The sequence below is a fragment of the Streptomyces aurantiacus genome, assembly GCF_001418335.1.
In the GTDB taxonomy this organism is placed as follows: Bacteria; Actinomycetota; Actinomycetes; order Streptomycetales; family Streptomycetaceae; genus Streptomyces; species Streptomyces aurantiacus.
Genome location: NZ_LIPP01000049.1, coordinates 241 through 27,185, shown reverse-complemented (window position 1 = coordinate 27,185; position 26,945 = coordinate 241). Strand labels below are relative to the sequence as shown.

General features: G+C 65.8%; 24 protein-coding genes, 1 tRNA gene and 3 pseudogenes. 13 read left to right on the top strand and 15 right to left on the bottom strand.

Annotated features, from left to right (window positions below):
- The coding region (locus AOK01_RS07840) for an alkaline phosphatase D family protein (RefSeq protein ID WP_055509855.1) at positions 1-1,545 on the top strand (1,545 nt) is incomplete at its 5' end.
- 354 nt (positions 1,546-1,899) lie between these two features.
- On the top strand, positions 1,900-3,801 hold the full coding sequence (locus AOK01_RS07835) for an FAD/NAD(P)-binding protein (RefSeq protein WP_055509853.1): 1,902 nt from the start codon (positions 1,900-1,902) through the stop codon (positions 3,799-3,801).
- Between the two features lie 153 nt (positions 3,802-3,954).
- Here the strand turns inward: AOK01_RS07835 and AOK01_RS07830 are convergent, their stop codons facing one another.
- Entirely contained in the window at positions 3,955-4,602 is a 648-nt protein-coding gene (locus tag AOK01_RS07830; RefSeq protein WP_079103247.1) for a superoxide dismutase family protein, read from the bottom strand.
- A gap of 248 nt (positions 4,603-4,850) precedes the next feature.
- Here AOK01_RS07830 and AOK01_RS07825 point away from each other — a divergent pair, with 248 nt between their 5' ends.
- A complete protein-coding gene (locus AOK01_RS07825; protein ID WP_055509851.1) occupies positions 4,851-5,528 on the top strand; it encodes a DedA family protein in 678 nt (225 codons plus the stop codon).
- A gap of 77 nt (positions 5,529-5,605) precedes the next feature.
- On the opposite strand, the gene AOK01_RS07820 is transcribed toward AOK01_RS07825, so the two are convergent.
- Positions 5,606-5,845 (bottom strand): DUF2277 domain-containing protein, encoded by a 240-nt coding sequence (locus tag AOK01_RS07820; RefSeq protein WP_055509849.1) that lies wholly within the window; start codon positions 5,843-5,845, stop codon positions 5,606-5,608.
- 143 nt (positions 5,846-5,988) lie between these two features.
- Positions 5,989-6,636 carry a TetR/AcrR family transcriptional regulator gene (locus tag AOK01_RS07815; protein WP_079103245.1) on the bottom strand — a complete coding sequence of 216 codons (648 nt, stop codon included), beginning with the start codon at positions 6,634-6,636 and terminating at the stop codon, positions 5,989-5,991.
- A 134-nt stretch (positions 6,637-6,770) separates the two neighbouring features.
- On the opposite strand from AOK01_RS07815, the gene AOK01_RS07810 reads away from it, so the two are divergent.
- Both AOK01_RS07810 and AOK01_RS07805 read left to right on the top strand, forming a co-directional pair.
- Positions 6,771-7,964 carry an FAD-dependent oxidoreductase gene (locus AOK01_RS07810; RefSeq protein ID WP_055509847.1) on the top strand — a complete coding sequence of 398 codons (1,194 nt, stop codon included), beginning with the start codon at positions 6,771-6,773 and terminating at the stop codon, positions 7,962-7,964.
- On the top strand, positions 7,948-8,349 hold the full coding sequence (locus tag AOK01_RS07805; RefSeq protein WP_055509845.1) for a hypothetical protein: 402 nt from the start codon (positions 7,948-7,950) through the stop codon (positions 8,347-8,349). The genes AOK01_RS07810 and AOK01_RS07805 overlap by 17 nt, the downstream gene beginning before the upstream one ends.
- 105 nt (positions 8,350-8,454) lie before the next feature.
- On the opposite strand, the gene AOK01_RS07800 is transcribed toward AOK01_RS07805, so the two are convergent.
- Both AOK01_RS07800 and AOK01_RS07795 read right to left on the bottom strand, forming a co-directional pair.
- A complete protein-coding gene (locus tag AOK01_RS07800) occupies positions 8,455-9,915 on the bottom strand; it encodes a coiled-coil domain-containing protein (RefSeq protein ID WP_055509843.1) in 1,461 nt (486 codons plus the stop codon).
- A gap of 83 nt (positions 9,916-9,998) precedes the next feature.
- On the bottom strand, positions 9,999-10,709 hold the full coding sequence (locus AOK01_RS07795) for a DUF4097 family beta strand repeat-containing protein (protein WP_342671031.1): 711 nt from the start codon (positions 10,707-10,709) through the stop codon (positions 9,999-10,001).
- Between the two features lie 312 nt (positions 10,710-11,021).
- On the opposite strand from AOK01_RS07795, the gene AOK01_RS07790 reads away from it, so the two are divergent.
- Both AOK01_RS07790 and AOK01_RS07785 read left to right on the top strand, forming a co-directional pair.
- Positions 11,022-11,093, top strand: a tRNA-Val gene (locus tag AOK01_RS07790).
- Between the two features lie 248 nt (positions 11,094-11,341).
- Positions 11,342-11,581 (top strand): helix-turn-helix domain-containing protein, encoded by a 240-nt coding sequence (locus AOK01_RS07785; RefSeq protein WP_245702159.1) that lies wholly within the window; start codon positions 11,342-11,344, stop codon positions 11,579-11,581.
- Positions 11,582-11,682: 101 nt separating this feature from the next.
- On the opposite strand, the gene AOK01_RS07780 is transcribed toward AOK01_RS07785, so the two are convergent.
- The 4 genes and pseudogenes from AOK01_RS07780 to AOK01_RS07765 all read right to left on the bottom strand — a co-directional run bounded on the left by AOK01_RS07780 (position 11,683) and on the right by AOK01_RS07765 (position 14,750).
- Positions 11,683-11,991, bottom strand: a complete 309-nt coding sequence (locus AOK01_RS07780) for a hypothetical protein (RefSeq protein ID WP_055509840.1) — start codon at positions 11,989-11,991, stop codon at positions 11,683-11,685.
- Positions 11,988-12,359 carry a DUF6415 family natural product biosynthesis protein gene (locus tag AOK01_RS07775; RefSeq protein ID WP_055509838.1) on the bottom strand — a complete coding sequence of 124 codons (372 nt, stop codon included), beginning with the start codon at positions 12,357-12,359 and terminating at the stop codon, positions 11,988-11,990. Before AOK01_RS07775 ends, AOK01_RS07780 begins: the two co-directional genes overlap by 4 nt.
- 122 nt (positions 12,360-12,481) lie before the next feature.
- Positions 12,482-13,696, bottom strand: coding sequence for a helix-turn-helix domain-containing protein (locus AOK01_RS07770; RefSeq protein ID WP_055509857.1), 1,215 nt, complete (start codon positions 13,694-13,696; stop codon positions 12,482-12,484).
- Positions 13,697-13,786: 90 nt separating this feature from the next.
- Positions 13,787-14,750: pseudogene (locus tag AOK01_RS07765) on the bottom strand (IS481 family transposase).
- Positions 14,751-15,267: 517 nt separating this feature from the next.
- Between AOK01_RS07765 and AOK01_RS46465 the strand changes: the two are divergent.
- Positions 15,268-17,580 (top strand): zinc-ribbon domain-containing protein, encoded by a 2,313-nt coding sequence (locus AOK01_RS46465; protein WP_157871215.1) that lies wholly within the window; start codon positions 15,268-15,270, stop codon positions 17,578-17,580.
- An 88-nt stretch (positions 17,581-17,668) separates the two neighbouring features.
- On the opposite strand, the gene AOK01_RS43425 is transcribed toward AOK01_RS46465, so the two are convergent.
- Positions 17,669-19,066 carry an ApeA N-terminal domain 1-containing protein gene (locus AOK01_RS43425; protein WP_157871213.1) on the bottom strand — a complete coding sequence of 466 codons (1,398 nt, stop codon included), beginning with the start codon at positions 19,064-19,066 and terminating at the stop codon, positions 17,669-17,671.
- A 326-nt stretch (positions 19,067-19,392) separates the two neighbouring features.
- Here AOK01_RS43425 and AOK01_RS07760 point away from each other — a divergent pair, with 326 nt between their 5' ends.
- On the top strand, positions 19,393-19,641 hold the full coding sequence (locus AOK01_RS07760) for a DUF7660 family protein (RefSeq protein ID WP_055509836.1): 249 nt from the start codon (positions 19,393-19,395) through the stop codon (positions 19,639-19,641).
- Positions 19,642-19,897: 256 nt separating this feature from the next.
- Positions 19,898-22,015, top strand: a complete 2,118-nt coding sequence (locus tag AOK01_RS43420) for a hypothetical protein (RefSeq protein ID WP_157871211.1) — start codon at positions 19,898-19,900, stop codon at positions 22,013-22,015.
- 419 nt (positions 22,016-22,434) lie between these two features.
- Here AOK01_RS43420 and AOK01_RS40715 read toward each other — a convergent pair whose 3' ends face one another.
- From AOK01_RS40715 to AOK01_RS44790, 3 genes and pseudogenes are all read right to left on the bottom strand, one after another.
- On the bottom strand, positions 22,435-22,749 hold the full coding sequence (locus tag AOK01_RS40715) for a hypothetical protein (RefSeq protein WP_079103248.1): 315 nt from the start codon (positions 22,747-22,749) through the stop codon (positions 22,435-22,437).
- A gap of 259 nt (positions 22,750-23,008) precedes the next feature.
- Positions 23,009-23,323, bottom strand: a complete 315-nt coding sequence (locus AOK01_RS40710; protein ID WP_079103242.1) for a hypothetical protein — start codon at positions 23,321-23,323, stop codon at positions 23,009-23,011.
- A 16-nt stretch (positions 23,324-23,339) separates the two neighbouring features.
- Positions 23,340-23,614, bottom strand: a pseudogene (locus AOK01_RS44790) (hypothetical protein); the annotation flags it as partial.
- A 79-nt stretch (positions 23,615-23,693) separates the two neighbouring features.
- Here AOK01_RS44790 and AOK01_RS07750 point away from each other — a divergent pair.
- Positions 23,694-24,449, top strand: a complete 756-nt coding sequence (locus AOK01_RS07750) for a GntR family transcriptional regulator (protein ID WP_055509835.1) — start codon at positions 23,694-23,696, stop codon at positions 24,447-24,449.
- A gap of 419 nt (positions 24,450-24,868) precedes the next feature.
- On the opposite strand, the gene AOK01_RS07740 is transcribed toward AOK01_RS07750, so the two are convergent.
- Positions 24,869-25,306 carry an NUDIX domain-containing protein gene (locus tag AOK01_RS07740; RefSeq protein ID WP_055509833.1) on the bottom strand — a complete coding sequence of 146 codons (438 nt, stop codon included), beginning with the start codon at positions 25,304-25,306 and terminating at the stop codon, positions 24,869-24,871.
- A gap of 214 nt (positions 25,307-25,520) precedes the next feature.
- On the opposite strand from AOK01_RS07740, the gene AOK01_RS07735 reads away from it, so the two are divergent.
- On the top strand, positions 25,521-26,147 hold the full coding sequence (locus AOK01_RS07735; protein WP_055509831.1) for a DUF4383 domain-containing protein: 627 nt from the start codon (positions 25,521-25,523) through the stop codon (positions 26,145-26,147).
- Positions 26,148-26,156: 9 nt separating this feature from the next.
- Positions 26,157-26,387 carry an FmdB family zinc ribbon protein gene (locus AOK01_RS40705; protein WP_079103241.1) on the top strand — a complete coding sequence of 77 codons (231 nt, stop codon included), beginning with the start codon at positions 26,157-26,159 and terminating at the stop codon, positions 26,385-26,387.
- A gap of 35 nt (positions 26,388-26,422) precedes the next feature.
- On the opposite strand, the pseudogene AOK01_RS07725 reads toward AOK01_RS40705, so the two are convergent.
- Positions 26,423-26,945 (bottom strand): annotated as a pseudogene (locus AOK01_RS07725) (hypothetical protein); the annotation flags it as partial.

Here is a 26,945-nt window from a genome sequence, read left to right as displayed (position 1 = left end):
GTCTGGCCCCTCCCCGACTCCCCCTTCCCGCCCTCGGCCATCCACACCCCGGTGGACGACCACGAGACCGTACGGGTCGCCTTCGGCTCCTGCCGCTGGGCCTCACCGCCCGCCGGCGAGAAGGACCCGGTCGGCCCGGACGCCCTGGACACCCTCGCGGCCCGGATCGCCGGGGACCCGGGCGGCGAGCGCCCGGACGTCCTGCTGCTGCTGGGCGACCAGGTGTACGCGGACGAGGTGTCCAAGGCCACCCGCCAGTGGCTGGAGGCCCGCCGCGGCCTGCACGAGCCGCCCGGCGCCGAGGTCGCGGACTACGAGGAGTACACCCACCTCTACTACGAATCGTGGCTCGACCCCGAGGTCCGCTGGCTGCTCTCCACCGTGCCCAGCTGCATGATCTTCGACGACCACGATGTCATCGACGACTGGAACACCAGCGAGGCGTGGGTCGCCGACATGCGGGCCACCCCCTGGTGGCGCGAGCGCGTGCTCAGCGGCCTGATGTCGTACTGGGTCCACCAGCACCTCGGCAACCTCTCCCCCGACAGCCTCGCCGAGGACCCCCTGTACGAGGCCGTCCGCGCCACCCCGGACGGCACGGACGCCCTGCGCGCCTTCGCCGCCCGGGCCGACGCCGACCCGGCCTCGGTCCGCTGGAGCTACCGCCGCGACTTCGGCCGCACCCGCCTCCTGATGGTCGACAGCCGCGCCGCCCGCGTCCTCGACGAGAAGAACCGCTCGATGCTCGACCCGGCGGAATGGGACTGGCTGCGCGCACAGACACGGGACGGCCGGCCGCCGAACGGCCGCCAGGCATTGAACGGCCACGCGGCGGACGGGCACACACCGGACGAGCACACACCGGACGAGCCCGGTGCATACGAGCCCGGTGCGTACGACCATCTCCTCATCGGCACCTCACTGCCCTGGCTGCTCCCCAACCTCGTACACGACGCCGAGACGTGGAACGCCGCGATGTGCCGGGGCGAGCGGGGCGAGCGCTGGGCGCGGCGGGGCGAGAACCTGCGGCGGGCGGCCGATCTGGAGCACTGGGCGGCGTTCCCGTCGTCGTTCGACGCGCTGGCGGAGCTGATCGCCGAGGCCGGTTCGGGCCCGCAGGCTCCGGCGACGGTGTGTGTGCTGTCCGGGGACGTGCACCACGCGTACATCGCCGAGCCGGTCTGGCGGGAGGGCCTGCCGGGACCCGACTCCCGGGTGGTCCAGCTGACCTGCTCCCCCGTCCACAACTCCATTCCGGCCTACATAAAGGTCGGCTTCCGCTTCGGCTGGAGCGGGATGGGCCGGGCCATCGGCCGACGCTTCGCCCGGCACGGCAGAGTCACGCCCCCACCCGTCGACTGGCGGAAAACCGGCGGTCCTTGGTTCGGCAACCAGCTGATGACGCTGACCCTGAGCGGGCGTTCGGCCCGGCTCCGGCTGGACCACGCGCGCGAGGAGCGCGGCGGCGGTGCCCGACTGCGCACGATCGCCGAATCCCAACTCAGCCACAGCGCCGAGCCGAAGCTCAACCCGCCAGTGGCGTAAGGCCGTTGCAGACAGCTCCGGCTTACGGCTATTGCGTACGTTGCCCATGTAGAGCCGTGTTGCCCGTGATGCTGGTGATGCTGGTGCTTGGTGCCCGTGAGTCCCGTGAGGCATCCCACAACCGGCACCGTTGATCCGTCACAGGGGTCGGTTCCCGTGGTCCGCGACGGCATGATGAGGCGGACCGTCCGCTTCCACTGGACGGTGAGCCGCGCATGCCCCACCTGTCCGGGAGTCACACCCTTGTCTGCAGCGACCGCGGAGCCGACGCAACCGACGCAAGCGACGGAGCCGACGAAGACCACCGGGTCCGCGGAACCGGGAGAATCCGCGGAACCGGGAGAACACGTCTGCGTGGCCCTGGTCGGCGCCGGACCGCGCGGCACCAGCGTGCTGGAACGCCTCAGCGCCTCCGCGTCCGAACTCCTCACCCCCGGCACGCGCCTGACGGTCCACGTCGTCGATCCGTCACCGCCGGGTCCCGGCCGCGTCTGGCGCACCGCCCAGCCCGCCGAGTTACTGATGAACACCGTGGCCTCCCAGGTCACCCTCTTCACCGACGACAGCGTGGACTGCGCGGGCCCGATACGCCCCGGGCCCAGCCTGCACACCTGGGCCGGCGGCCGGCTTGGCCCGGACGACTATCCGACCCGCGCCCAGTACGGCCACTACCTGGAGTGGGTCTTCGGCGAAGTGGTCCGTGGGGCGCCGCCCGCGCTGCGGATCAGGACGCACCGGGCACGCGCGACACGCCTCGACGGCACGGCCGACGGCCCCCAGACCCTCGTACTCGACAACGGTCTCGTCCTCACGGACCTGTCGGCCGTGGTCCTCGCCCAGGGCCATCTGCCGACCGTGGCGGACCAGGCACAGGAGCGGCTGTCCGCGGACGCGGAGCGCCACGGCCTGCGCCATATCCCGCCCGCCAACCCGGCGGACCTCGACCTCTCCTGTGTGGCCCCGGGCGAGACCGTCCTCCTGCGCGGGCTCGGCCTCAACTTCTTCGACCACATGGCCCTGTTGACGACGGCCCGCGGCGGCCGTTTCGTGCGCACCCCGGCCGGTCCGCGCTACCTCCCCTCGGGCAGGGAGCCGCGTCTGGTGGCCGGCTCCCGCCGCGGCATCCCGTACCAGGCCCGCGGGGACAACGCGAAGGGCCCGTACGGCCGTCACGTCCCGCTCGCGCTGACCCCGGAGACGATCGCCCGCTTCCGCAAGCGGGCGGACTCGGGCGAAGCGCCGGACTTCCTCACCGAGATATGGCCGTTGGTGGCGAAGGAGGTCGAGACCGTTTACTACGAACGGCTGTTGGCACGCGGGGAACGGCTGTTGGCACGCGGACGCGGACACAAGGACCGATTCCGTGAACGCTTCCTCGCCGTGCCCCACCGGGACCCTCAAGAGGCCTCGGTCCTCGACGAGTTCGGGGTGCCGGCGGCCGACCGCTGGTCCTGGGACCGGGTGTCACGTCCGTACGGCGGGCGGGTCTTCACCGGGCCCGGAGACTTCCGGGACTGGCTGCTCGACCACCTCCGCGAGGACGCCGAGCAGGCCGCGCTCGGCAACGTCGACGGCCCTCTCAAGGCGGCTCTCGACGTCCTGCGCGACCTGCGCAACGAACTGCGGCAGATCGTCGACCACGGCGGGCTCGCCGGCTCCTCGCGCCGGGAACACCTGGACCGCTGGTACACCCCGCTCAACGCGTTCCTGTCCATCGGCCCGCCGCGGCGCCGCATCGAGGAGATGGCGGCACTGATCGAGGCGGGCGTACTGGAGGTGCTCGGCCCCCGCCTTGACGTACGGGCCGAGGACGGGGCGTGGGTGGCGCACTCCCCCGACGTACCCGGCTCGACCGTGACGGCGACCACCCTCGTCGAGGCCCGGCTGCCGGAGCCGGACCTGCGGCGAACCGCCGACCCGCTGCTCGCCCGGCTGCTGAAGACGGGCCAGTGCCGCCCGCACACCGTGGACGGCTACGAGACCGGTGGGCTGGACGTGACGCAACGCCCCTATCACCTGATCGACCGTCAAGGGCGGGCGCACCCGAGGCGGTTCGCGATCGGCGTGCCCACGGAGGGTGTGCACTGGGTGACCGCAGCGGGGGTCCGGCCGGGGGTGGACTCGGTCACGCTGTCGGACGCCGACGCGGTGGCACGGGCGGTGCTACGGACGGTACGGGGGACTGTCACCTCCCGGCCCGGGCAGCCGTCGACGGAGAACCCGTGGCCGAAAGCCGAACTGGCCAGCATCGAATAGGCGGCGCGGCCAGGGGCGCCGGCGCGCCAGGCCAGGTACGCCACCGGCGCCCGTCCCCCGGGTGAGGGGGCGGGCGCCGTCGGGCTCGTCGATGTCAGGTGGGCCCGTTCAGGTGGCCCGTTCAGGTGAGCCGTTCAGGTGAGCCCGTCGATGTCAGGCGGTGGCCCACCCGAAGGGCACGGTGAAGCAGGCCACTCGCGCACCCGAACTGCCCGGCTCGCTGTGCAGCATCACGGAGGCGGCCTCGCCGCGCCGGAAGTTCCAGTCGTGGTGCGCACGCGCCCCGCCCTCGCCGTGCGCGTCGGCGGTGAAGTCGAGCCACACCTCGTTGTCGGCGTTCACGTCGGCAGGGTCCTTGGACGGCCTGTGCTGGTAGTGCCCGCCCGCCGCGGCCGGGTCGGTGCCGCAGGGCTTGCGGTGCACATGAGCCCCGTACCTGTGCCCCGGCTTCAGCCCTGTCACGTGCAACGTCACCGTCGTACGCCCGCGCCGCTCGCTGCGCTGCCCCACCTCGATCCATGAGCCGGCGCGCACGAGCCCGGTGTCGTACGTGACGGCCGGGGGCGGGACGAAGGCGCCGGGCGGCGCGAAGCGTGCGTCCGTTCGCATCCGGTAGCCGTGGCCGGGGTCGGTACCGGCACCGACCGCGTCGGCCGCACCGGCCGGGCCCGCCATGGCCACCACCGAGGCGAGCGCCCCGACGACGAGCACCGCGGTTCTCGCGGCGCTCGCGGTTCCAGCTCTCCGTGCTTCTTCTGCTTCTTCTGCTTCTCGTGCTTCTTCTGCTTCTCGTGCTGTCATCGCCGGTTCTGCTCCTCACTCCGTAGGTCGCCCCTTTCCGTTGGTACGGGACGTACGGCCGGTCCGCCGCAGGGAAGTGGCAGCCGGGTGAACATGGTGTGGCGAACTCACGAGGCCCCAGCCGATCTCCTGTCCCACGCGAGGCGTACGCTGTATGGCTGTCACAGGCCGCTCCTGCCGCTCCCCCGCGACACCGCGGCATTACACGGCACGGTTGAGGCCTACGGGGGAGACACAGGGGAGTTCTGGTGCTTGAGAGTGTGGGGTCGCTGTCCGGCACCCCTTGGATCTACAGCCAATGGATCTATGCGGTCGTGGCGCTGTCGGTCCTGTTCGACGTCTTTCTGCCGGTGCTGCCGAGCGGCGTCCTGGTCATCACGGCGGCGACGGCTGCCGCGGCGGGCACCGGAGCGGCGGCGACCGAGCACGTGCCGGACATCCTCTCGCTGGTCCTCTCGGCCACGACCGCGTCGGTCCTCGGCGACCTGGTGGTGTACCGCCTGGCCTGGCGCGGCGGCGACCGGCTGGACCGCGCCATCGCCCGCTCCCGCCGGTTGAGCGGCGCGCAGGAACGTCTCGGCGCGGCCCTCGCACGCGGTGGCGGCGCCTTGGTCGTCCTCGCCCGCTTCGCGCCCGCCGGCCGCTCGATCGTCTCCCTCGCCGCGGGCGCCGCGCACCGGCGCGTACGCGAGTTCCTGCCCTGGTCGATCCTCGCGGGCCTCGCGTGGGCGGCGTACAGCGTCGCCCTCGGCTACTTCGGGGGCCAGTGGCTGGGCGCGACCTGGCTCGCCTCGGGCATCTCGCTGGTGGCGCTGTTCGGAGCAGGGGCCGGGGCGGCCTACCTGATGCGACGACCGGCACCGGCACCGGCACCGGTGCCTGTATCCGTACCTGTACCTGTATCGGAGACGGGCCCGAGCGCCTGAGGGCGGGCCTGGGCAGGGCAGGGCTGAGCTGAGCAGGGTCGGACCGAATCGGACCGGACCGGACCGGACCGGACCGATCAGCCTGCCCGGCGGTGGCCCGGGGCCGTCTGCCCACGCACCTCAAGCCCGGCCAGCAGCTCGGCCGTGGCCTCCGTTATGACGTCGACCGCGCGGTCGAAGACCTCGCGGTTGTGGGCGGCCGGGGCACGGAAGCCCGAGACCTTGCGGACGTACTGAAGAGCGGCGGCACGGATGTCGTCCTCCGTGGCCTCTTCGGGGAGGACGGGCGGTCGAAGGGTCTTGATGCTGCGGCACATACGCCAAGCATCGCGCACGGCACTGACAACGCGACCGCGACCGGACCCGGAGTCTGGCCCGGAACCGGAACCGGAGCCGGAGCCGGAGCCGGAGCCGAGCCCGGATTGGGAACCGGAGCCCGGAGCAGGAACCGGTGCCGGTATCAACCGGCCTGGCCGGACTCGGCGCTGGGAGCTGGGACCGGGCCTGGGACCGGGTCTGGGACCGGGCCTGGGACCGGTGCCTGCCAACCGTTGGTGAGGATGCCGAAGATCTCCTCGACGGCGGCCGCGCGGTCCTTCCGTCCTTGGGCGAGGACCGGAATCTCCAGCACGAACCGGGCGAGAGCGACACAGGCGAGGTTGTCGTGGTCCACACCGAACTCGTCGGCGATGGCCGCACCGAGGGTGTCGGTGTGCCGGGCCCACATGCGCTCGACGTACGCGCGCAGCGCGGGCGTGGAGGTGACCAGGTGGTTGAACTCCTCCCATTGCGGATGCGCCGCGATCGGCAGCCAGGTGTCGAGCACGTGCCGGCGCAGGGCGTCCACAACGCTCTGACCGGTGGCCCGCTGCCGCACCGCGGCGACCAGGTGTACGTCCGTGCTCTCTTCCCTGTCGAAGACGAGGGCTTCCTTGCCGGTGAAGTGCTTGAACACCGTGGCGGTTGATACGTCTGCCTGTTCGGCGACGTCCCGGATGCTCACGTGGTCGTAGCCGCGCGCCAGGAAGAGCTGGAGTGCGGCGTCGGCGATCGCTTGCCGAGTGGCCGCCTTCTTGCGTTCGCGGCGGCCGACAGGGGGTTCGGTCATGGCACGAGCCTACCTGACAATGGAACACATCTTTAAGTTGTCATGTTCTACTTTTCTTCGTACTCTACTTTCATCACGGCGAGCCCTTCTCACTCACCGTCGCCGGCCACACCACGACGACGAAAGGCACATCCATGACCTCCCCGAACCCCACCCACGCCCGGATCAGCGTCATCGGAGCCGGCCCCGGCGGGCTGACCTGCGCCCGCATCCTCCAGCGGCACGGCATCGCGGTCACCGTCCACGAGCGCGACGCCGGCCCCGACGTACGCGACCAGGGCGGCACCCTGGACCTGCACGCCGACAACGGCCAGATCGCCCTGCGTGCGGCGGGCCTGCTCGACGAGTTCTTCGAACTGGCCCGCCCCGAGGGGCAGGAAATGCGCCAGTTGGACCCGGCGGGCACGATCACGTCCCACAAGATCCCGGCGCCCGACGAGCGGTTCAAGCCGGAAATCGACCGCGGTCAGCTGCGTGACCTGCTGCTCAACTCACTGGAGCCCGGCACCGTGCGCTGGGGTCGCGCCCTCGAACGCGTCAGCGGACCCGCCGAGGGGCCGCGGCGGCTGCACTTCGCCGACGGCGGCACCGTAGAGACCGATCTGGTCATCGGCGCCGACGGCGCGTTCTCCCGGGTGCGCCCGTACGTGTCCGCCGCCGTCCCCGAACACTCGGGGGTGAGCTTCCTGGAGGCGTGCTTCTCCGACGTCGACAGCCGCCACCCCGACATCGCCGAACTGGTCGGCCAGGGCGGCGCCCACGCCGCCGACGGCGAACGCGGCATGTTCGCGCAGCGCAACAGCGGCAACCGCGTTCGCGTCTACATCATTCAGCGGGCCCCGGCCGACTGGATCGACGCGAGCGGCCTGGCCCCGGGCGACACCGACGGAATCCGCGCCCTGCTCCTGGAGCGCTACGCCCACTGGTCGCCCCGCCTGCGTCAGCTGATCACCGACAACGACGGCCCGTACGTCGACCGCCCGATCCTCGCCCTTCCCGTACCGCACATCTGGGAGCACAACCCGACGGTGACCCTGCTCGGCGACGCCGCTCATCTCATGCCGCCACTGGGCGTCGGCGTCAACCTCGCCATGCTCGACGCCTGCGAGCTCGCCCTCGCACTCGCGAGCGCCGCCACCGTCGACGACGCCATCCACACCTACGAGAAGACCATGCTCCCCCGCTCGACCGAGACGGCCCGGATGCTCGAAGGCGGCGCCGAGCACCTACTGGCCAACGAGGCACCCGACTTCGGCGACGAGTCCCTGAAGGAACTCGCATCCCAAAATCGAACAGACGTATCATTGTCGGGTGGCTGCGACCTATGAGTTCCCAAGCGATCTCCTGGCCGGTCAGGAGGAACTGCATCAGGTCCGGGCCGAGCTTCTGGCCCTGCTGAAGCGGCTCCCCTGGTCGGTCGAACCTCTGGACGGCTTCAGTGACGACCACGGCTGGCGCAAGGTGGAGCGCCCCGCCTCCCCCGGCTGGACGCCCGACGAACAGGCCGAGGTGGAGAAGCTCCGCGAGCGGGAGCGCGAGCTGGCGGTCTTCGTCACCTGCCACCGCTTCTGGTCGGAGGTCACGGCCGCGGAGAAGGTGGAAGCCCGGACGACCCTCAAGCACGTACGAGAACCGGAGGCGGCACGGGAGATCGAGACGGGCCGAGCGACGGAACCGGTACGAGAGAGGGAGCCGGACGCGGGACCCTCATGAAGCCGCGAAGTCGTGCCGGCCAACCCTGTCCCCGCGAACCGTAGCCATAGCCATAGCCATTGCCGTAGCCATTGCCGTAGCCGTAGCCATTGCCGTTGCCGTCGGTCAGGCCCCGGCCCCGCGCTCTTCCCTGATCTGCGAGACCACGCCGGAAACGGTCCCCCGCACGGCCTCCAGCTCGGTCAGGAAGTGCCAGTAGTCCGGGTGCCGTCCCTCCAGCGTCCTGATCGCGCGCTCCAGGCGGGCCACCGAGTCGTCGAGCGGGCGCGCCTGCCGGGGGTCGGGGGTGTTGCGGCCGGCCATGGCGAGGCGCTGCGCGTCCCGGATCGCGAACCGCGTCCGCTCGATCTCCCGCTGCGGGTCCTTCGACACCTCGTTCAGCCGGCGCAGCCGGTCCCCGGCCGCGGACACCGCCTCGTCGGTCGTGTTCAGCAGCGCGCGCACCGTGGACAGCAGGGCCGTGGCGTCCGCCCAGCGCTGCTCCTCGCGGGCGGTCCGCGCCTCCGCCAGCTTCAGCTCGGCCTGCCGGACGGCCTCCGCGGACTGGTCCGGCACATGCTGGAGGTCCTGCCAGCACGCGGCCACGAACCGCCGCCGCAACTCGCTGAGCACCGGATCCACCTGCCCGGACCGCGTGGTGAGCGCCTGCGCGCGCGTACGCAGCGAGACGAGACGACGGTCGATCTCGGTGGCCCGCTCCGGCAGCCGCTCGGCCTCCGCGTGGACGGCTCCGGCATCCCGGGCGACCCGGTCGGCCCGCTCCAGCGTCTCCGGCACGCCGTGCTGCCCGGCGCCCTGGTTGAGCTTGGTCAGCTCGGGGGCGAGCGCGGCGAGGCGGGCGGCCAGGTCGTCGGCCTTGAGCCCCGTACCCCGTACGGCGTCCAGCGCGTTCGACGCGGCGAGCAGGGACTGGCGGGCGCGCTCGACGGCGGGGGCGAGGCGGGCGAGCTGGGTCTCGGCCTTGCCGAGGAGGGGGCCGAGGCCCTGTTCGAACCGGTCGAGCTCCTGCTTGACGCGGACCAACTCGTCCTTCGCCCTGGTCAGCTCGGTACGCGCGTGGACGGCTACGGACGCTTCCAGACCATCCCGGTCGAGATCGTGGGCGTCCACGGCGCTGATGTACGTACGGCTGGCCTCGTCGATGCGCCGGCCGAGCGCGTCGAAGTCGGCGACCGCGCGCCGGGCCGCGGGGGTGTCGTCGACGGCGGTGATGGTCTCGATCGAGATCCGCAGATCGCGCTGCGCGGTGTCGAGGTCGTAGAACGCGGCCGCCGCGGCGTCCTTCGCGGCCTGCGCCTCGACCCGCTGGCTCTCGGAGCGCCCGCCGAACCACCGCCGCGTGCCGCCGCCCGCGAAGGCGGCGGGCAGGGTGAGGACGAGCAGTGGAAGCGGCAGCAGAACAAGGACCAGCAGATCACGCCCACGACTAACCCTGCCACTGGCACCGGAACGGGCACGGGCACGGCGCTCCGGCGACCCCATGGCCCGGAACGCGGCGCGGGGGCGGGGTACTTGCTGTGCGCATGGCACAAGCGGCGTGTACGGCTGCGAAGGTGTCGCCGTCACATCCCTCTCCCGTGCTGTGATTCGTCCTGCCTCGGTGGCCCCGTCTCATTCTCCCACCTGGTAAGGACGAACACACGGGCCGATTAGTTCGCCGTACGCACAGTGACCGTCCCGTCCTGAACGTGGGCGGACACCACATGCGAGCTGCCCTCGTCGCGGGGCACCGACACATGCACGGAGCCGTCCTCGGCTCCGGTCGTGACACGGTACGTGGCGTCCGGCAGCCCGATGGTGAGCGAACCGTCCTGCCCGCGCGCCGAGACCCGGTCCGGAACGGAGGCGAATTCGAGGCGGGCGGAACCGTCACTGGTGTTCACCTCGACGCGCCGGGAGTCGATGCCGGTGGCATGGACCGAGCCGTCGGAGGTGCGCAGGGTCAGGGGCCCGGAGACGTCCTCGACGCGGACGGACCCATCGCTCGCCCGGATGTCGAGCGCCTCCTCGAACCCGGTGGCCCGCACGCTGCCGTCCTGGCCCTTCACCGTGAGAGCCACGCCACGCGGCACCACGACCCGGTGCTTGGCCGAGCAGTTGGCGACCACACCCGAGCAGTGCACACGGAGTTTGAGCGTGTCGTCCTTCATCCTCCAGGTCGTCTCGGGGCCCGTGCCGAACACGACGCTGCCCTTGAACCACCGGGTGACCTGGACCTCGTCGACGTCTCCCACGACCAGTTCGAGCGCCGAGTCACCGGAGTCGACGGTCAGCGTCCGGCCACTGAGCGCGAACGAACGCTTCTCCGGGTCCTTGTCGTCCTCCGCACGGTCCCCACACCCGGAGGCAAGAAGCCCCACAGCGACAACACCCACTCCGACAAGAACCAGGGACCCCCGCCGCCCCCGAACACCACCCCATCCTGAAGGCCGTACCTCACTACTCGCAGAACCCTGACGACCACTCATGACGAAACTCCCCCAGCCTCGAACGCCCGCGACCCCACACCGTGCCCGGACACACTCAGACGGTACGAACACGCGCCCCCCAAGAGAATCCGGACCACTCCCGAACAGTGGTGGGGAAAACCCCCGCATCCCAGGAACCGACATGGCCCCGGGAACGCGTTTGCGGGGCACCACCCCGGGCAATGTAGGCTGTCGACCGGTCCCGGGCGCGTAGCTCAGCGGTAGAGCGCCGCCCTTACAAGGCGGATGTCGGCGGTTCGAAACCGTCCGCGCCCACCCGGGTTAGGTAGCAGGCCAGAGGCCTTTCGGAGTGATCTCCGGAAGGCCTCTTCTGTGATCAGAGTCCACATGGAATCCACATCCCCAAACGACCACGCCCGTTTTCGCAGGTGAGGCGCGACACAAGCCGGTGCCCTGCGGCACAGACCAGGACTGCAGGGCTCAGGGTCCGGGTGCCAAAAGATCCAATAGAGCCTGGTGACACCAGGTTGACAGATGTTCGTGCAGGTCAGATGGTCTGTCGAGTGACCAGCGACCTGACAGACGACAACGCGTGGATCTTCCGCGAACTCCAGCGCATCGGCAGGTCCATTCGCAAGGCGCGAATGGACCGCAACCTGACAGAGGAGGACATGCTGCTCGATGTGCCGATGAACCAGAGTTACTACCAGGACATCGAGGCCGGCCGAGCCAATCCCACACTGGACACCTTGCTGCGTATCGCACGCGTCCTCGACGTACCGCTCGCCGATCTGGTGAGGTGACCCGCCGCGGGGCCTGGCCGCGGCGGGTCACCTCCCCCGCGGGCCCACCACAGGCCGCGGGATGACCGCCCGCCCCTCGGGGGAAGGGACAGGCGGGGGCCTTACAAGCGGCGAGCGAAGGCCTCGGGCAGGAACAGGCTGCGCGCCCGATGCTCGGCCCACATCCCGCCCGGGTCGCCCTCCCTGCTGCTGTACGTGTCGCACATCGGGCAGTCGCCATAGTGCGCTGCGGGCACCGACTCCCAATGCCCGTCCACGACATGGCGGGCCAGGGCAACCTGTGTGTACAAGGCCGAGTCGGGGGAGGCGTCTGCCAACAGCAGTGCCTCGCTCAGCAGGTCGAGCAGAGCCGTGCACGTCCCACACGCCCACATGAACGGCGGAGGCAGCGGCCAGAGCGGCGGGGTCACTGGGCAGGCCCGCCCAGGTTCTCGTAGTGGTCGCACAGGGCCCGCAGCGAACGGGCCAGCTTCCCGGCGTACTCAAGGTCGACGGCCCGCGAGGCGTTGGCACTCAGCTTTGCGCGGGCCTCACCTACGCAGGCCAGCGCGCAGTACCGGGGCACGTCGTCGTGCGGCAACCGCTCGGCGGCCTGCTCGATGTCGGGAATGAGCAGCTGCATGTGGCCGCGCATCTGCGCGAGCAGCGTCTCGACCTCACCCATGCCCGGCGGCAGGCTGTCCTCAGCGAGAACGATGCGTACGACGGCTCTCATCGTCTCGATATCAGCCGGGGACTGCCCTGCCGAAGCGGAGACGGGGACGGTATCTTGCGGCATGTCGACTCCAACAAGTCGGCCATGCCCCGGGGCCGTTCACGCGACCGCCGGGGCGCTGTCCGTCTAATCGAATCGGCGAGCCACGCAGGGTGACAGGGACGTAGCGTCCCAGTTTTTCGACGCTATTCGCCAAGCCCTAGGAACTCAGCCAACGGCCGGAGCCCCGGCGGGTGATTAGGCAGGGCCCACAGGTCACGCACGATCGCCACAGCCAACGTGTGGTGTTGCATCCACGTCGGCGCTACACGGCGAAGAGACTCCAGCGCCTTCACGGCACCCGCCGCGTCCCCGAGGTCCGTATGAGCTCGGGCCACGTCCAGCAGCAGCCATGTCCGCCAGGACGGGGGCACGTCCTTACCCAGCCGCATCCCCTTCGCCAGCATCAGAGCCTCATCAGGGTGGCCATACTGAACGGCCAGCCGGACGCGCTCGATGCGTACCGATGACGGGCTGAATACGCTGACCATGCGGTTGTCGCTGCCTTCCGGCAGCTTGGCCACCCGGGCGGCTTCCTTCTCCGCGTCCGCCATCAAGGCAGAGGCCCGGTCGTAGTCGTTGCTGCGTGCGGCAGATGTCGCGGCGGACATGGTCAACGCGCCCCAGACCTTCAAGCCGTCAGCAGTGACCGTGTGCCCGCCGCTCCGGGTGTCGTCTGCTGCGTGAAGGGCGATACTCAGGGCGTCACCGAGGCGCCCTTGCCGCTGGTAGGTCCACGCAACGGAGTTGACGATCATGGGGCGTAGCAGCGGGTCAGAGGATCGAACCGCAGCGTCTATGGCGCGCTCCAGACTGACCAGTGCCAGATCCGTTTTCCCCATACGCACGGCGACGTGTCCGGCGAGTTGGAGAGCTTTGCCCAACGCTGCGTAGGCGGCGCCCTGATCGTCGCCGTTAGGCGAGACCGCGGCCATGCGCGCATCCGAGATGATGTCGGGCAGGGCCTTCATCACCGTGTCAAACTCGGCTGCGTGGTACTGCGTCCAGCCGTCCGCGATCTGCTCCCGTAGGCCAGCCAACGAAAATTCGGGTCCTGGCGGCTCCGGCTCTTGCCCCCAGAGCGCCGGCATGATGGCGCGCCGCACCGCCACGAACCGTGGCCCGTCGTTCTCTCTCGTCGAAGAGACGGCAGGAGGGTCCCCCAGGAGCGTCGTCAGTTCCACGCCGAGACCGTTCGCCAACGCGTGCAGCGTGGGCAGGCGTGCCGAGTGCTTCCGGCGTTGTTCGAGCTGGCGGATCACGTCGACGGATACGTCGGAGCGCTCAGCCAACTCCTCTTGCGTCAGGGATGCCAGACGACGCAGCCGTCGGAGAGTTCGCCCCAGATCTTCGTTTACCACGTGGCCACGGTACGCCGCCGGGGCAGCACGAGAGCGGCCGTCCACAAGGTGACCCGGTCCTGTCGGGCCGCCGCAACTGATGATCACCGATTACGCCTGGGTGGTGGTCTTTTGCTTGAGGCGTTCGTAGGGTGTCTGGCCGCCGAGGCCGCCGTGCGGGCGATGGTAGTTGTAGTAGTCCTCCCACTCGCGCAGCTTGTCGTTGAAGACCTCGGCATCGTCGATGATGACGCCGTCGAGGAGCCGGTAGAACTCCTCGGCGTCGATGCGGTGAGAGCGTTCGACCTTGCCGTTCAGGCGCGGGGTGCGGGGCTTGATGTAGGTGTGGGTGATGCCCTTGTCGAGGACGTGCCAGTGGCAGGCGGACTGGAACTCGGCGCCGTTGAATGTCGGTCTGGATGACCTCGACCTGGAACGGCAGGCGCTGGATGACGTAGTCGAGGAACTGGATGGCGGCGGCCTGGTTCAGCGTCGGGTAGATCCGCAACACCCGCAGCCTGGTGCAGTCGTCGATCGCGGTGAACTGGAAGTACTTGTTGCGCCCGCCGCGGCGTCCCTGTGGCATCGAGGCGAGGGGCTCGATGAACTTGACGTCGATCTGGACGCGGTGGCCGGGCAGTTGCTTCTCGTAGCGCTTCCAGCGGCGATCGTGGCGCTTCTTGTAGCGCTGGGAGGCCGGCAGGCGGCCCATGTCCAGGCGGTTGAGGATGCGCCAGACGCCGGACTTGCTGATGGTGACGTCGTGGTACCGCTTGAGGTGCATGGCGATCTCCTCGGGCCCGAAGTGGTAGTTCTGCCGCAGGTAAATGATCTTCCCCACCACCTCGACGTGGGTCGCGTTCGGGCAGGTCTTCGGAGCCTTGGAACGCGTGCGCAGGCCCTCGACCCCCTCGGCCTGGTAGCGGCGGTACCAGCTGTAGTAGGCCTGCCGGCTGATCCCGAAATACCGGCAGGACATCGCTACGTTCCCGGTGACCTCTTCGACGTGACGTATGACCGCCAAGCGCCGCTTCGCCTCACGGTCCAGCGGCGGGGCGACGTTGGATTTCGGCATGTGGATCTCCGTAGTGATCAGAGACCCAGGTGTCAACGATGATCGGCAGTTTTAGAACACCGATGATCAGTGTCTAGTCCCAGTTGATGCCTGACGTTCTGGTCCCAGCTGATGCTTGACGGTGGGCCTAGACAACATCGGAACCTTCGTAGGGTTTGTTCGCTTTCACGTTGCGGATCGGGACGTCGGTCGTACGCCGGATGACTCGGACCTGGCCGTCCAGCTCGACGGTGATCGTCGAGTCCGAGACATGCGCGGTCACGGTCTGGCCTGCCGCCGTTTCGAAACCGGGAAACGTGGCTGATGCCGGTACGTGGTTGCTGGAGACACACGTGACGGGTACTCGTTCGGCGCACGCGCCACCGTGGCTAACTTTCGGTGGCACAGGTCAGAACCGTGCGTCCAACGCCTGCCCTTCAAGCGCTCTCCACTCCAACTCAAGGACCCTCGGGAGGTGAGTCCATGGACGATTTCCCTCAATAGGTCTAATCTGGCCAATGATAACTAGGGGGCCAAGATGCTTCGTCGCCTTTTGCAGGTCACGCACCCGAAGGTATTCGCGGAGATCTGTTCAATCGAAGCCGAATCTGTAAATCCGAGTGAATTGACAACCGGCAGCGGGCGCACTGTTCTTTGGAGATGCAGTAGCTGCGCTCGTAAGTGGCGCACTCGGGTTGTTGATCGAACCAAAGGCGGGGGACATGGATGCCCTCACTGTGCGAAGAATTCCGTACGGAATATTTGGCGCAAGCCATCATCTGGAATGTCTCTTGTAGAGAGATTTTCAGATATTGCAGCTGAACTTGTAGAAGTCGAAGGCCAACCTGGTCGAACGGCGGCTGACTTGCCAGCTGGTTCCGCTACGAAGTGCCTATGGAGATGTACTCAGTGCGGACATCATTGGAAATCCAGTCCGAGCGTCAGAACTAATAAGGGTAGAGGATGTCCATCCTGCGCTCACGCACGAATGAAGCATGCTACTGAATCGGCTGTTTCGGAATCTAAATCTCTATCTGCCCTATATCCGAACATCGCTAAAGAACTGGTTTCAGTAGTCGATAGATCGGAGCTAGACGCGACGTCACTTCACCCCGGCGCAATGCACTTGGGGAACTGGCAGTGCTCAGTGTGCTCGCATGAGTGGTGTTGCAGTATCAAGAAACGCACTCGCGGAGGGCCAGGAAGCGGGTGTCCGCACTGCGGCCGACTCCGCACCATTAATGCTCGACGCGTAGCGCGCCCGGGCGAGTCAATATTGGACGTGCACCCCGAAATCGCTGCGGAGTTTGTCGAAAATCTGGACAACGAACTTTCTATAGCTCAATTGAAGCCCAACAGCAACTACAAATGTAGGTGGAGATGCCGCGTTTGCCGGTATGAGTGGGAAGCAGTTCCAAATAATCGGATTTCCGGCGGTAGTGGTTGTCCCGCATGCTTCGAAGCTAGGCGGGGCCAAGGTAAGCGCCGCCCAAAAGTAGGCTCTCAAACCGCTTATCAAGCGCTTGGGTCGATTGCCGCTGAGTTTACTGAGAACTTGTCGTCGCCTGGGTCCGACCTTACCAAGCTTCGACCAGGTTCCAGCGACAAATGCGTCTGGAATTGCTCAACGTGTGGCCACATTTGGACGGCCACTGTCAACGCGCGAGTGGCGGCACACCGCAATCGCAAGGGGGCAGGTTGCCGACAGTGCTATCAGGGTCGAATCTCAGCACACCGCAGAGCCCCTAAGGATGGAATGTCACTTGCCGAACAATACCCGCGCATCAGCCAATCGTTTGTCGAAAATATAACAACTCCCGGAGCGGGGCCGAGTCAACTCAAAACAGGCAGCAACGACCGGTGTCGGTGGCGCTGCCCTAGTTCACACGAGTGGGTGACAACTGTTCTTTCTCGAACCTCTGGTTCCGAATGCTCCAGATGTGTTTCAGCTGGGAGATCTCGGTTCGAGCTTGAGGTGACAGCTCTTATGCAAGCCTCCTGCAACATAGAAGTGATTTGCGATTACGAAGTCAAGGAAGTCAGGAGCAGATCAGGCCGCCCGATTCGCATTGACATCTTCGTGCCAGCCATCCACCTCCATCTGGACCTCGACCCACTTTATACACATAGATCCGCACGGAGCGTTGCGCACGATCAAAGAAAGAGCGAACTTCTGCGCGATCTGTACTACGTGCGAGTGCGGGCTGAAGGACTACCGTCCGTTCCTGCTAAAACCATTACAGTAGCAGACCACACTAGGAACGGAATTGACCCTTGGACTTGGACGACAGCCTTGCAAACCTTGCTTCTTTCAGAAGGTCTTGATTTCAAGCATCTAAACAAAAGTGCACGATCTGCCTGCCTTAAAGAAGCGGCTGAAAGGTGGGCTCGGGTCAAAGGGAATCCGAGGTTCATTTCCGTTGCTGAAATTTTCCCCGAACTTGTCATCGAATTTCGCAGGAACCTAACGAACGAATCCTTTGACCTTCAGTTGCGCTCGCCCTCCTCTACCGACATAGCAGAATGGGAGTGTCGAGACTGCGGGAACATCTGGCAAACGAAAATTCGCAACCGGACTGCGGGATCAGGTTGCCATGCTTGTTGGCGAAGAGAGGGTAACGCTCGCAATACCTCACGCTCGCTGGCTCCTCCCGGCCAGTCCCTAGCAGATCTTCGCCCGGTTATTTCTGCACGTTTTATCCGCTGCATATCCAATGCTGACCGCAACCCACAGAATCTACGCCTCAAGAGCAATCTAGAGTGTGAATGGTTCTGTCAAACCGGGCTACATGTGTTTATTGCGCCCGTCCACTCGGTAATTAATGTCAGTGCTCGGCGTTGCTGTAGGTAACGAATCTTCGGGAGACCCAACTTGCTTGGGTTAATATCCGAAGAACTCACTGGACCTGAAGAATTGAACTGGAACTAGGGTTCTCGTTCTACAGAAAGTCGCGCTGGGCTACCTCCAAAGCATCTTCTAGCCTCGATTTGAACCAAATCAGAGGGTAGGAATCAGCTTTGACTTTCAGGCTATCCGCCGCCACTCCACACTCCAGGAGCATGCATACTCGGACGACTGAAATAACAGACTCTGTGTAAAACACAAGCTCCGCACCGCCAAAAGATCTCGAAGCTTCTCCAACGTGCGTCAATTCGTTTCTAACTCGCGCCAGAAGATGGGCCCACTGTCCTCTGTTTTTGATCAGAACTCGCGTTACCGGAGCGGAGCGGCTTGCAAGTTGGCGGAGTCTTTTGACGAGAGGTAGTTCGTTTCCGTGGGAGATTCTTCCCAGTAGCCAGTCATGGTGCTCTTCAGGAGTGTTATCGAGATACTTCTGAAGCAATCCTTCGAACTCCGTGTCTTCCATGTAGGAGCCACCCTGCGTAATCCTATGGAAGGCTTCAGCTGCGAATGTCACGTTCAGGAATCTGTTCTCGGCGAACATTTGTTTTGCCCGCCAGACACTCACGAATGAGTTGAGCGCACGGCGAAACCGTGGGGCAGCGTCGAGCCACCTAGCGACGGCTTCGATCCCGCCGATATCCTCGTAGGTGAAGAGCATACGGTGTTGGTGTGTTTGCTTGCGTTCATCGGGATCGCTATATCGCAAAGGTTGAGCGAAAAACTCGACTCCCTGTTCAACCGGCCCTTCTTTTCCCGAGATCATAGTGACGCGAATATCTGGCCGGCGAAGAACTAGCCCATCGACACTAGTCGAGGTGCCTGTACATAGAATCAGCAGACTTTCCAGAAGACCTACGTCTTCACGAATTTCCTCTAGCGACCTTGATTTATCATATGTGACCTTGAGTACGGGCCAATGCTTTAGTGTGACGCTATTGCGTGAATCACCACTAGTTGACCAGCCGAAGCGCAATGCAACTTCGCCGCGAGAGAACCTCCTTGCTTCACTGTCGAGAGATTCAATGCGGTATGCAGGTTCGAGGTTTTCGTTCGCCACGCTAATCCCGCTACGACCAATCCAGTTGCCTAGGTCGCTAAGGGAGACAGAAGCGGATTGAAATTGAGGATGCGGTTCTTCTACGTGGTGGCCTACAAGGAGCTCGTTCGCTCGAAAGTTGCTGTTTGGAATCCCAGGAGACCTGTGGAATGTGCCTGCCGAATAGCAGCGCTCCAAAGTGACTCTGTCTTTTCCAATCCATCCCAGGATGCGGATCAACTCTCCATCATCATTCGGAGAGATGGCGTCAAAGGTTCCGGTCAAAGAAAGCGTAATACCATCATCTTCGGGATTGAATCGTAGGCGACCATACAGCTCGTCGTCCTCGTGGCCATCTACCCAGAAGACGCCCAGCTCATCGATCTTCCTCATCATTGCCCCAGACTGTTGCCTTGACGCTGCGTCTCTCAAATGCGTGAGTCGATGCTAGGTGTGCAGGTGCGCCCTACGCAGGTGGTTTAAGGCTCCAGTCCGTTCACCGTTCACCGCTGACGGCGGCAACGGCACACGCGACCGCTGATCGGAAGGTCTCTGACACCCACGGCTGACATCAACGACGCCGGACGAAGGCGTACACCAGCATCTCTGTCCGGCCGCCATGACAGTCGAGGACAGTCGCCGGAGCGGGTTGGGATCGAACTCCTAAAGCGGTGTTCACCAGGCTCCCTCCAACCGTGGGCGTGCCAAGTAGGGTGCCGCTCATGACCGCTTCTCCTGATCACGTCGACAGTAGAGAAGACCTGGCTACCTTCGTCCGGGCCCTCCACCGCAGCCACACCGAAGAGGGCCACTCATGGGAGAACGCGGACCTCGCGAGCTTCTTGGAGGCGCTGGCAGCATGGATCGACGACGCGGACGGCTGGTACAGCAACGAAGGCCGCTATCTACCCTCTGGCGGTGACTGGAGCTTCTTCGCACGAGCCCTCCGAGCTGCGACCGCCTACGAGTAGTCCGCGGCCCAAGGCAGACGCACAGATCGGACGGCCGCACCCGTGCCAGACACATGCCAGATCGTGCGGGGAACCACGGGGAATGACGGGGACCAGGTCTCCGGTCCGTCGGCCCCCCGCGCCCGCTCCGTCGCAGCTCAGCCAAGCAGCCTCCCACCGAGAACCCAAGCTTCCCAAGCTGATGTCAGCAAGGTCGGCCAGGCCTACCGGCGCAGTTTGGGTCATGCTCGCAGACATGCGATGGCATGCTGCTGCCGTGAACCAGCAGATGGAATACCGGGGCCAGATGGCCATACAGGCTGCGGTCCTGCCCGCTCGGGCAGTCTATTTGATCAAGGAAGGCAGCAGCGAAGGCTTCCGGCGTGCAGTTCAAGAGGCAAGCACGCGGTGGGGCGGAGTGAGCGAGCCGATCGTCGAGGTACTGCCGGACGGAAGCGTACCTCCTGGGCATCAACAAGTTGTAGAACTGTCAGGGGCTGTCGGTGCGGTCAATGTTGATCTCTCTGAGGAGCAAGCCCGTAACGCCGCCTCTCAGCTGAATCTAGACTGCGTTCCGCTCCTGCGAGTAGACCGGGATGGCATTACGCGGTTCACCTGCCATCCCAGCCATACGGCTCGCTCTGCGGTCGACTCCTCTCATGTGCTGGCACGTGAAGGCGGCAAGCTCTGGGAGGTGGCCGCTGCAGGTGACCTAACTGACGAAACCCTTAGCGACATGCAGCGCTCCGCGTTGTCTGTCCGTCGTCCCCGTACGAACGACGAGATCGGGCGGGCACAGGTCGGCATCGGAAGCACTCTTCTGCAACAGACAGAGGCTCAGGCCGGCGAGTACCAGACCAGAGGTATTCCAGGTCAAGCGCCCGCCGTTATCTGGGTGACAGAATCCGACAATCTCAATGATTGCCTCGCATTCTGGAATCTTCGCGCCTTGCGATCGCTGACCTTTAGCCAAGCGCCAATGATGCTTCTCCCCATCGACGAAGTGAAATACTGGGTAGACTTCGAACGCCAGTTCTCCCGAGTATTGGCCAGGCCTGCCGAGTTCTCACCTGATGCCATCGTGGTCAGCTACGGGGTGGAACGCGAGCGCCTAGAGCACTTTGCTCATCTACTGAATCTGCAACCCACGACGGACAATGTCAGGGTGAGTCAAAGGTGGCCGACCCCTCCGCTGCGACAGCCCCCGTATACCTGCCGTTTCAACATTGATGTAAGGCAATTTTTTGACTTTGAGCGCGAGCATGGGCAAGTCGCCACATTCGACATCCATGTCTTTCGCTCCGGAAGCACTGTTCGCTTTTCTTCACCTGTAGAGTTCGGTGGTTCCGGGGCCACGCTCGTGCGATTCTTTGGAAGGCCTTTTGACGGCTTGCCGCGACGCTCCGCTGTGGCCACCCTCGTTCACGAACACGCCACCTGGCATGGTGACAGTATCCAGCTCAAAACCACCGCCAGCAACTCATATCAGTTCGACCTACTCGTACCCTCCCTTGACCAGGCGCGCCAAGAAATCCTCAATTCAGTGACTGCTCGTTACCAATTATCGGACAAGGGTCGCATGGGAGCGGCGTTGCAGGAAACAGCAGATATTTCCGTTCTGCTGGATCCAGGGATCTTTGAGGCGCTGGTTGACTTAATGACACCTCGCTCCAAGACTTTGACGAAGGAGCTTAAGAATCTTGCGCAGCAAGGAATCATCGAAAGAAACCTCGCCGACCTGGCAATCCGATGGGGAAGTCGCACGGAGCGCCGATACCTTCCTGCTCAACAGCTTGCGAAAGTAACAAGGGACGAACGAGCTGTGATTGCTGAAAAGCTCTGCGCCCTGGGCTGGGCAGAGAGAGGGCTGAAAGTCGCGTGCCCGCGATGCGGCATGGATAACTTCATCCGCATGCCTGAGGTAGAATCCGTGGCCTCTTGCCCGGGCTGTTCAGCTTCTGCCAGCTACACAGCGGATCGGTCGGCTCTTTCGATCTTCTATCGACTCGATACTCTCGTCGACCGCGCAACCGATCAAGGGGTCTTTCCACACTTGATGGTTATTGCAGCGATGACAAAGGCTGAGCCGTTGTCATCTTTTCTCCCCGGCGCGGATCTCTACTTCCCTGGGGAAGAGAAGTCTGTTGAGGTAGACGTGTTTGGGATCTGTGGCGGCAAGGTTGTCTCAGGTGAGGTCAAGACGAGTTCATCGGAATTCACTGAAGAGCAGATGAGACGGGACGTCGAACTCAGCAGCAGCCTACGCGCGGACGTACACATCTTGGCTGCAGTTGACAAAGTGCCCATAGAGACTCGCGTACTTGCCCAAACTTTGTGTGACTCAGCTGGCTTGGAGCTGCGCGTTCTAGACGGTGAGCAACTTCGTCCCGCATAGCCGTCTCCGTGACGGTCCCGTCTCGCAGCAGATCGATCATGAACAATTCAGGGGGTCGACCTCGCTCGGCAGCGGCGACCGACAGGCGTATCCGTGACGACGATCGCAACTGTCGAAGTCTGGGGTCTCGCACACAAGTCACCCCAACCGCTCTGTCGCGCCAGTCGTGGACTATCCGTGGACGCGTCCCACCTGATCTTCCACATGTAGGGTCGTGACCTGCCGCGTTGCCCAGGACCCAAGCGGCCTCCGGAGCCGTGTACTTCTCGACCAGGTCGGTGCGGTGAGGCAGGACGTACAGGCGCGCGATCGGTCAGCCGCTGCAACCGGTTGCCGTCGACAACAGCAAGGAGCCCCGCACGGTATTCGGGGCTCCTTGCTGTGCTGGACACGGCCCAACCGTGAGTTGCTGCCAACGGTCAGACGCTCTCTTCCCCTTCAGAGGTTCTTGGCGTAGCCAGGCGGCTCCCGCGACTGGTTGCCACACGCAGCACGTCTTCCAGCGCCCCAGCCAACTGGGCAACAAGGAGAGGCAGTTCGTCGAGGTTTCCCGGCTGGTGATCAAGTACCTGAAGTGCGTACTTCAGGAGTTCGGACGCCGTGTCGAGTTGATCCGCCTCGATACGATCCGCCAAGCGGGACATGAAGCCGTCAGCATCGCTGCTGCTCAGGTAGCACGGTTTACCCTCTGACCCCGCCCATGGAAGCAGCCGTAGTTCACTCTTCTCCGTCATCACCGCGTCTGCCCTCCAGTGGTGTCGAAGTTGAACGTCGATGCGCTGTCAGGCCTCCCGTAGCTCAGCGGTTCACCTTCTTCGGGTGTAAGGCAGTCGGGCACGGGATGACACAGGCAGTCACAGGCTTCGTAGATCACTGGCACATCGATCGGAGCCGAAGCCGGAGAGGACTCAGCACACGCATGGTGCGTACCGATCCGGCAAGCGATCGAGCGGTAGGAAGCGTCCGAGGTGGAGGGCTGCTGTTGAGGCAACATCAGATGGCCTCCATCAGCGCGGATGGCACTTCGGCCGGCAGATAAGAGGCAACGGCAACTGCTGGACGCTGTCGAGTCTGATTCTCCCAAGCCAGCAGGTACGGGCGGACGAGCGTGTTCTCTTCGCCCGTCAGCCCGTAGCGATGCCCCGCCAAGTCGGAGCCCCGAGCCAAGATGACCGTCGGCTCGTCGGTGAACGCGACAGAAGTGGGAGCGGCCGGCGGCCGGGAGGACGTTAAGGGGCGGCGATGCCTGCCCTTGGATGCGTGCCGCTTCTTGGTGAGCGTGGCGGCACGGCGAATGCGATTGAGCACGCTGAATCAGCTCCTGTCGCTGATGGCTCGGTCCTGCGACGTCGTCCGTCGCGGGGCCGTATTGCATAAGACCGCCCAGAGAGTGCGGTCACCGAGGCTCGTGGCGAGGAGTCCGAACCGATCGGCCTCGGCCACCACCTCCAGGGCCTCCCTCCACGACTCGGCGGAGAGCTCTTCCGGCACCTCCGCTTCGACCGACGTGAACTCGGCGTGTTCCTCCACGCGCGCGGGGAGTCCGACGGCAGACAGCCGGGCAGCGATGGCCGCCGCGCGAACTCCCGAAGCGGGCACAGGGCAGCCTCCGTTAACCAGCGATCACTTTGAGTAAAGCTAGTTAACTAGATTAGGGCTAGTGGACTAGATTTTCCACATGCCTGAGCAACCGCCCTACCTTCGCGTCGCCGATGAGCTCCGGCGACGGATCACGGAGCATGTGTGGGAGCCGGGTGACCGGCTCCCTTCCCGCGCCCAGATCGGCCAGGAGCTCGGCGTAGGCGAGAACGTTGTTCGTCGGGCGCAGGAGTTGCTGATCTCCCAGGGGCTACTGGAAGGGCGGGCAGGATCAGGCACGTACGTTGCCGAGCCTCAGCAACGTGTTCGGATCGTTCGGTCCTCAGCGCGCGAGCAGCCCACTGGATCGCCGTTCCGTACAGACATGAAAGCCGTCGGCAAGCTGGGTGATTGGGAGAGTCGGACTGACGCCAAGGTGCCGGCCCCAGCAGACATCGCGGCACGGCTGGGTGTCGACGAGGGTGCCTTGTGTGTCCGGACGTCGTACGAGTTCCTCGCCGACGGCAGGCCGGTGCAGTTGTCGACGAGCTGGGAGCCGTACGACCTCACCGCGGGAACGCTCATCGTCCTTCCCGAGGGAGGGCCGCATGCCGGAGCGGGTGTCGTGAACCGCATGGCCGCTATCGGCATCTCCGTGAGCCATGCCGTGGAGCAGCCCGAGCCCCGGCAGGCGACCGCCGAGGAAGCCTCGCTGCTCGGTATCCAGAAGGCCGCGCTCGTTACGCACATTCGGCGGACCTACTACAGCGATCAGGGACGGCCCGTCGAGACTGCGGACATCGTGGTGCCCGTGGCTCACTGCGAGATCGTCTACGAGATCCCGATCAGCCGTTAACAGGGTCGCCGACAGCTCAACCAGGGCGTGCCAGCTCCGTGCCACATGCGTGCCACGTCGTGCGGTCCACCACGGTCAATGGCGGTTCGCCGCGGTCGGAATGCGCGGATGACCTGGGCAGCCCGGACGGCGCAATGGACCTGCGCCGGGCCCGCCAGTGACCGCGCCGCCCTTACAAGGCGGATGTCGGCGGTTCGAAACCGTCCGCGCCCACCAGTCCCAGGACACGTGCAAGGCCCAGATCAGCGGTGGATTACCCGGCGATCTGGGCCTTGATCTTTCCTGTCGACGACAACCGAGCCTTCAGCCCATCCCGCCGTCGGCCACCCACACCGCGGCATGATTCGGCCGGTTACTGAACCTCCCCGGGCCATGGCCAGCGGGGTGCTTTCATCGGTGCCGTCGAGTTGCGCCATCTCTCAGGCGCCGCCCCACGTCGTAGCCTGCTCGCACAGGTAGCTGGCAAGTTCGGGTGGTTGGAGTTCGAGCGCCGCCAGGGCAGACGCGTCCAGTGCGACCCAGACCGGCGAGAAGTCGCCTGTGTCGGGGTCGTCCAGCTCGGGACCGCCGCGGCGGTTCGGGTCCAGGTCCAGCACGTCGGCGCGGAAGTAATGCTGCACGACAGTGACCTTTTCGCCTGGTTCGGTCAAGGTCAGGAACTCGGTGGCGGTGCCGATCGTGGCGCCGATCTCTTCCATGACCTCGCGGCGCAGAGCCGCTTCAAGGTCGGCGTCGTAGGGCTCGACGCCTCCACCGACCGTCGTGCAGTAGGGAGAGCCACCCGGCCAGCCCCGGCGCAGGAACACCAGTCGCCCCTCGTCCAACAGGACCGCGCGAACATTGTGACGGACCTTCATGCGCGCGACGATAGTGGTGTGCCCGGCCCGGCGAGAAGGCCCGAACCAGGCAGGCTGAGGGCTGTGCGGCCGCCACCGCGGTCGACGAAACCGGGCCGTCGTCTTCCTCGGCCCAGGCGTAAGCCGGGCGCCGGCCTCCCAGGGTTGGCGGAACCGGCTTCGACGGCGGATGCTGGGGGTACGTACGCCCTCCGCTCGCCCCGAGGAGGCGGTCATGGCCTCGCAAGTCACGCATGTACTGCGTACCGCGCCCAGGCGGCGGATCCGGCTCGACGAGCATCTGCCGGTCGACCATCGGCTCAGCAGGTTCTACCGGGTGGGCGCCGGGCTGATGGGGCTCGTACTGCTTGCCTTCGGCATCCTGGGGCTGGTCGACAAGGTCGGGTTCTTCGACACCCGCGGAGACACGGTCACCGGGCTGAGCACCAACGGCGCCCTCAGCGTGCTCTCGATCTGCGTCGGGCTGCTGCTCTTCGCCGGCATGGTGATCGGCGGCAACGTCGCCTCCACCATCAACATGGTCCTCGGCGTCCTCTTCATCCTCAGCGGCTTCGTGAACCTCGCCCTGCTCGACACCGGCCTCAACTTCCTCGCCTTCCGCATCCAGAACGTTCTGTTCAGCTTCGTGGTCGGCGTGATGCTGATGTTCTTCGGGATGTACGGACGCGTCGGCTCGGCCCTGCCCCACGACAACCCCTACTGGCGCTCCCGCCATCCCGAGCAGGCCGCCCGTGAGGAGCGGAGGAGGGCGGGGGGCGAGTTGCGCGCGAAGGCCCTGGCCGGATCGTCCACAGCGGTGGGTCGAGGTTCTGCCCTGGGAGAGGGCCGCCACGCCCGCTAACCTGTGCCCATGCCTCGCTATGAATACCGCTGCCGGACCTGTGGCGACACCTTCGAGAAGAGCCGTCCGATGGCCGAGTCGTCCGCACCCGCCGCCTGCCCGGCCGGCCACGACGACACGGTGAAGCTGCTGTCGACAGTGGCCGTCGGCGGCTCCGCGTCCGCCTCCTCGCCCGCCCCGGCGTCGTCCCGTACCACGGGTGGTGGCGGTGGTTGCTGCGGCGGGGGCTGCTGCAGCTGACACGCTCGCCCGCGCCCCAGCCCCGGCCGGGTCACTCAGTCCCTGACCGGGCCCCTGCCTCCCTGAGTCACCGTCGCGCCAGTCATCACCGCCGCCTCGGGCCCCTGTCCTGCCTGCCGCACCTCCCGGAGGAACTCCCGGAGAATCCGCTCGCCCGCCGTCACCCCCCGCTCCGCCAGCGCGGTGACCCCCGGCGCCGTCCACTGCGCCTCGGCCAGTTCGCCGTGGCCCGGGCGCCAGCCGCGGTCCGCGGCCAGCAGGAGGTCGGCGTCGAGGAGGGAGTCGCCGGCCGCGAGGGTGAGGGGCGCTCCCGTGCGGCGGGCGACCTCCCGCATGGCGGCGCTCTTGGTGAGCGGCTTCGGTACGGCGTAAATCTTGCGGCCCTGGACGGACACAGTCCAGCCGCGGCTCTCCGCCCAGGCGGCCAGCTCCGTCACCCAGGCCTCGGGGAGCAGTTCCCGCTCGACGACGCAGTACACGAAGAGGTCCTCCGCGACCCGTTGCTTGCGCACCCAGACCGGGTCGGCGGTGGCCTCCAGGTGCGCGCGCACCTCGGCC

Excerpts from the sequence above, each read along its gene's own strand:
- AOK01_RS43425 (WP_157871213.1), bottom strand. The coding sequence starts at position 19,066 with ATGATGAGGAAGATCGATGAGCTGGGCGTCTTCTGGGTAGATGGCCAC.
- AOK01_RS07740 (WP_055509833.1), bottom strand. The coding sequence starts at position 25,306 with ATGAAGGTCCGTCACAATGTTCGCGCGGTCCTGTTGGACGAGGGGCGA.
- AOK01_RS07735 (WP_055509831.1), top strand. The coding sequence starts at position 25,521 with ATGGCCTCGCAAGTCACGCATGTACTGCGTACCGCGCCCAGGCGGCGG.
- AOK01_RS07775 (WP_055509838.1), bottom strand. The coding sequence starts at position 12,359 with ATGCCGCAAGATACCGTCCCCGTCTCCGCTTCGGCAGGGCAGTCCCCG.
- AOK01_RS46465 (WP_157871215.1), top strand. The coding sequence starts at position 15,268 with ATGCTTCGTCGCCTTTTGCAGGTCACGCACCCGAAGGTATTCGCGGAG.
- AOK01_RS07820 (WP_055509849.1), bottom strand. The coding sequence starts at position 5,845 with ATGTGCCGCAGCATCAAGACCCTTCGACCGCCCGTCCTCCCCGAAGAG.
- AOK01_RS40715 (WP_079103248.1), bottom strand. The coding sequence starts at position 22,749 with ATGACGGAGAAGAGTGAACTACGGCTGCTTCCATGGGCGGGGTCAGAG.
- AOK01_RS07760 (WP_055509836.1), top strand. The coding sequence starts at position 19,393 with ATGACCGCTTCTCCTGATCACGTCGACAGTAGAGAAGACCTGGCTACC.
- AOK01_RS07815 (WP_079103245.1), bottom strand. The coding sequence starts at position 6,636 with ATGACCGAACCCCCTGTCGGCCGCCGCGAACGCAAGAAGGCGGCCACT.
- AOK01_RS40705 (WP_079103241.1), top strand. The coding sequence starts at position 26,157 with ATGCCTCGCTATGAATACCGCTGCCGGACCTGTGGCGACACCTTCGAG.
- AOK01_RS07810 (WP_055509847.1), top strand. The coding sequence starts at position 6,771 with ATGACCTCCCCGAACCCCACCCACGCCCGGATCAGCGTCATCGGAGCC.
- AOK01_RS07830 (WP_079103247.1), bottom strand. The coding sequence starts at position 4,602 with ATGACAGCACGAGAAGCAGAAGAAGCACGAGAAGCAGAAGAAGCAGAA.
- AOK01_RS07750 (WP_055509835.1), top strand. The coding sequence starts at position 23,694 with ATGCCTGAGCAACCGCCCTACCTTCGCGTCGCCGATGAGCTCCGGCGA.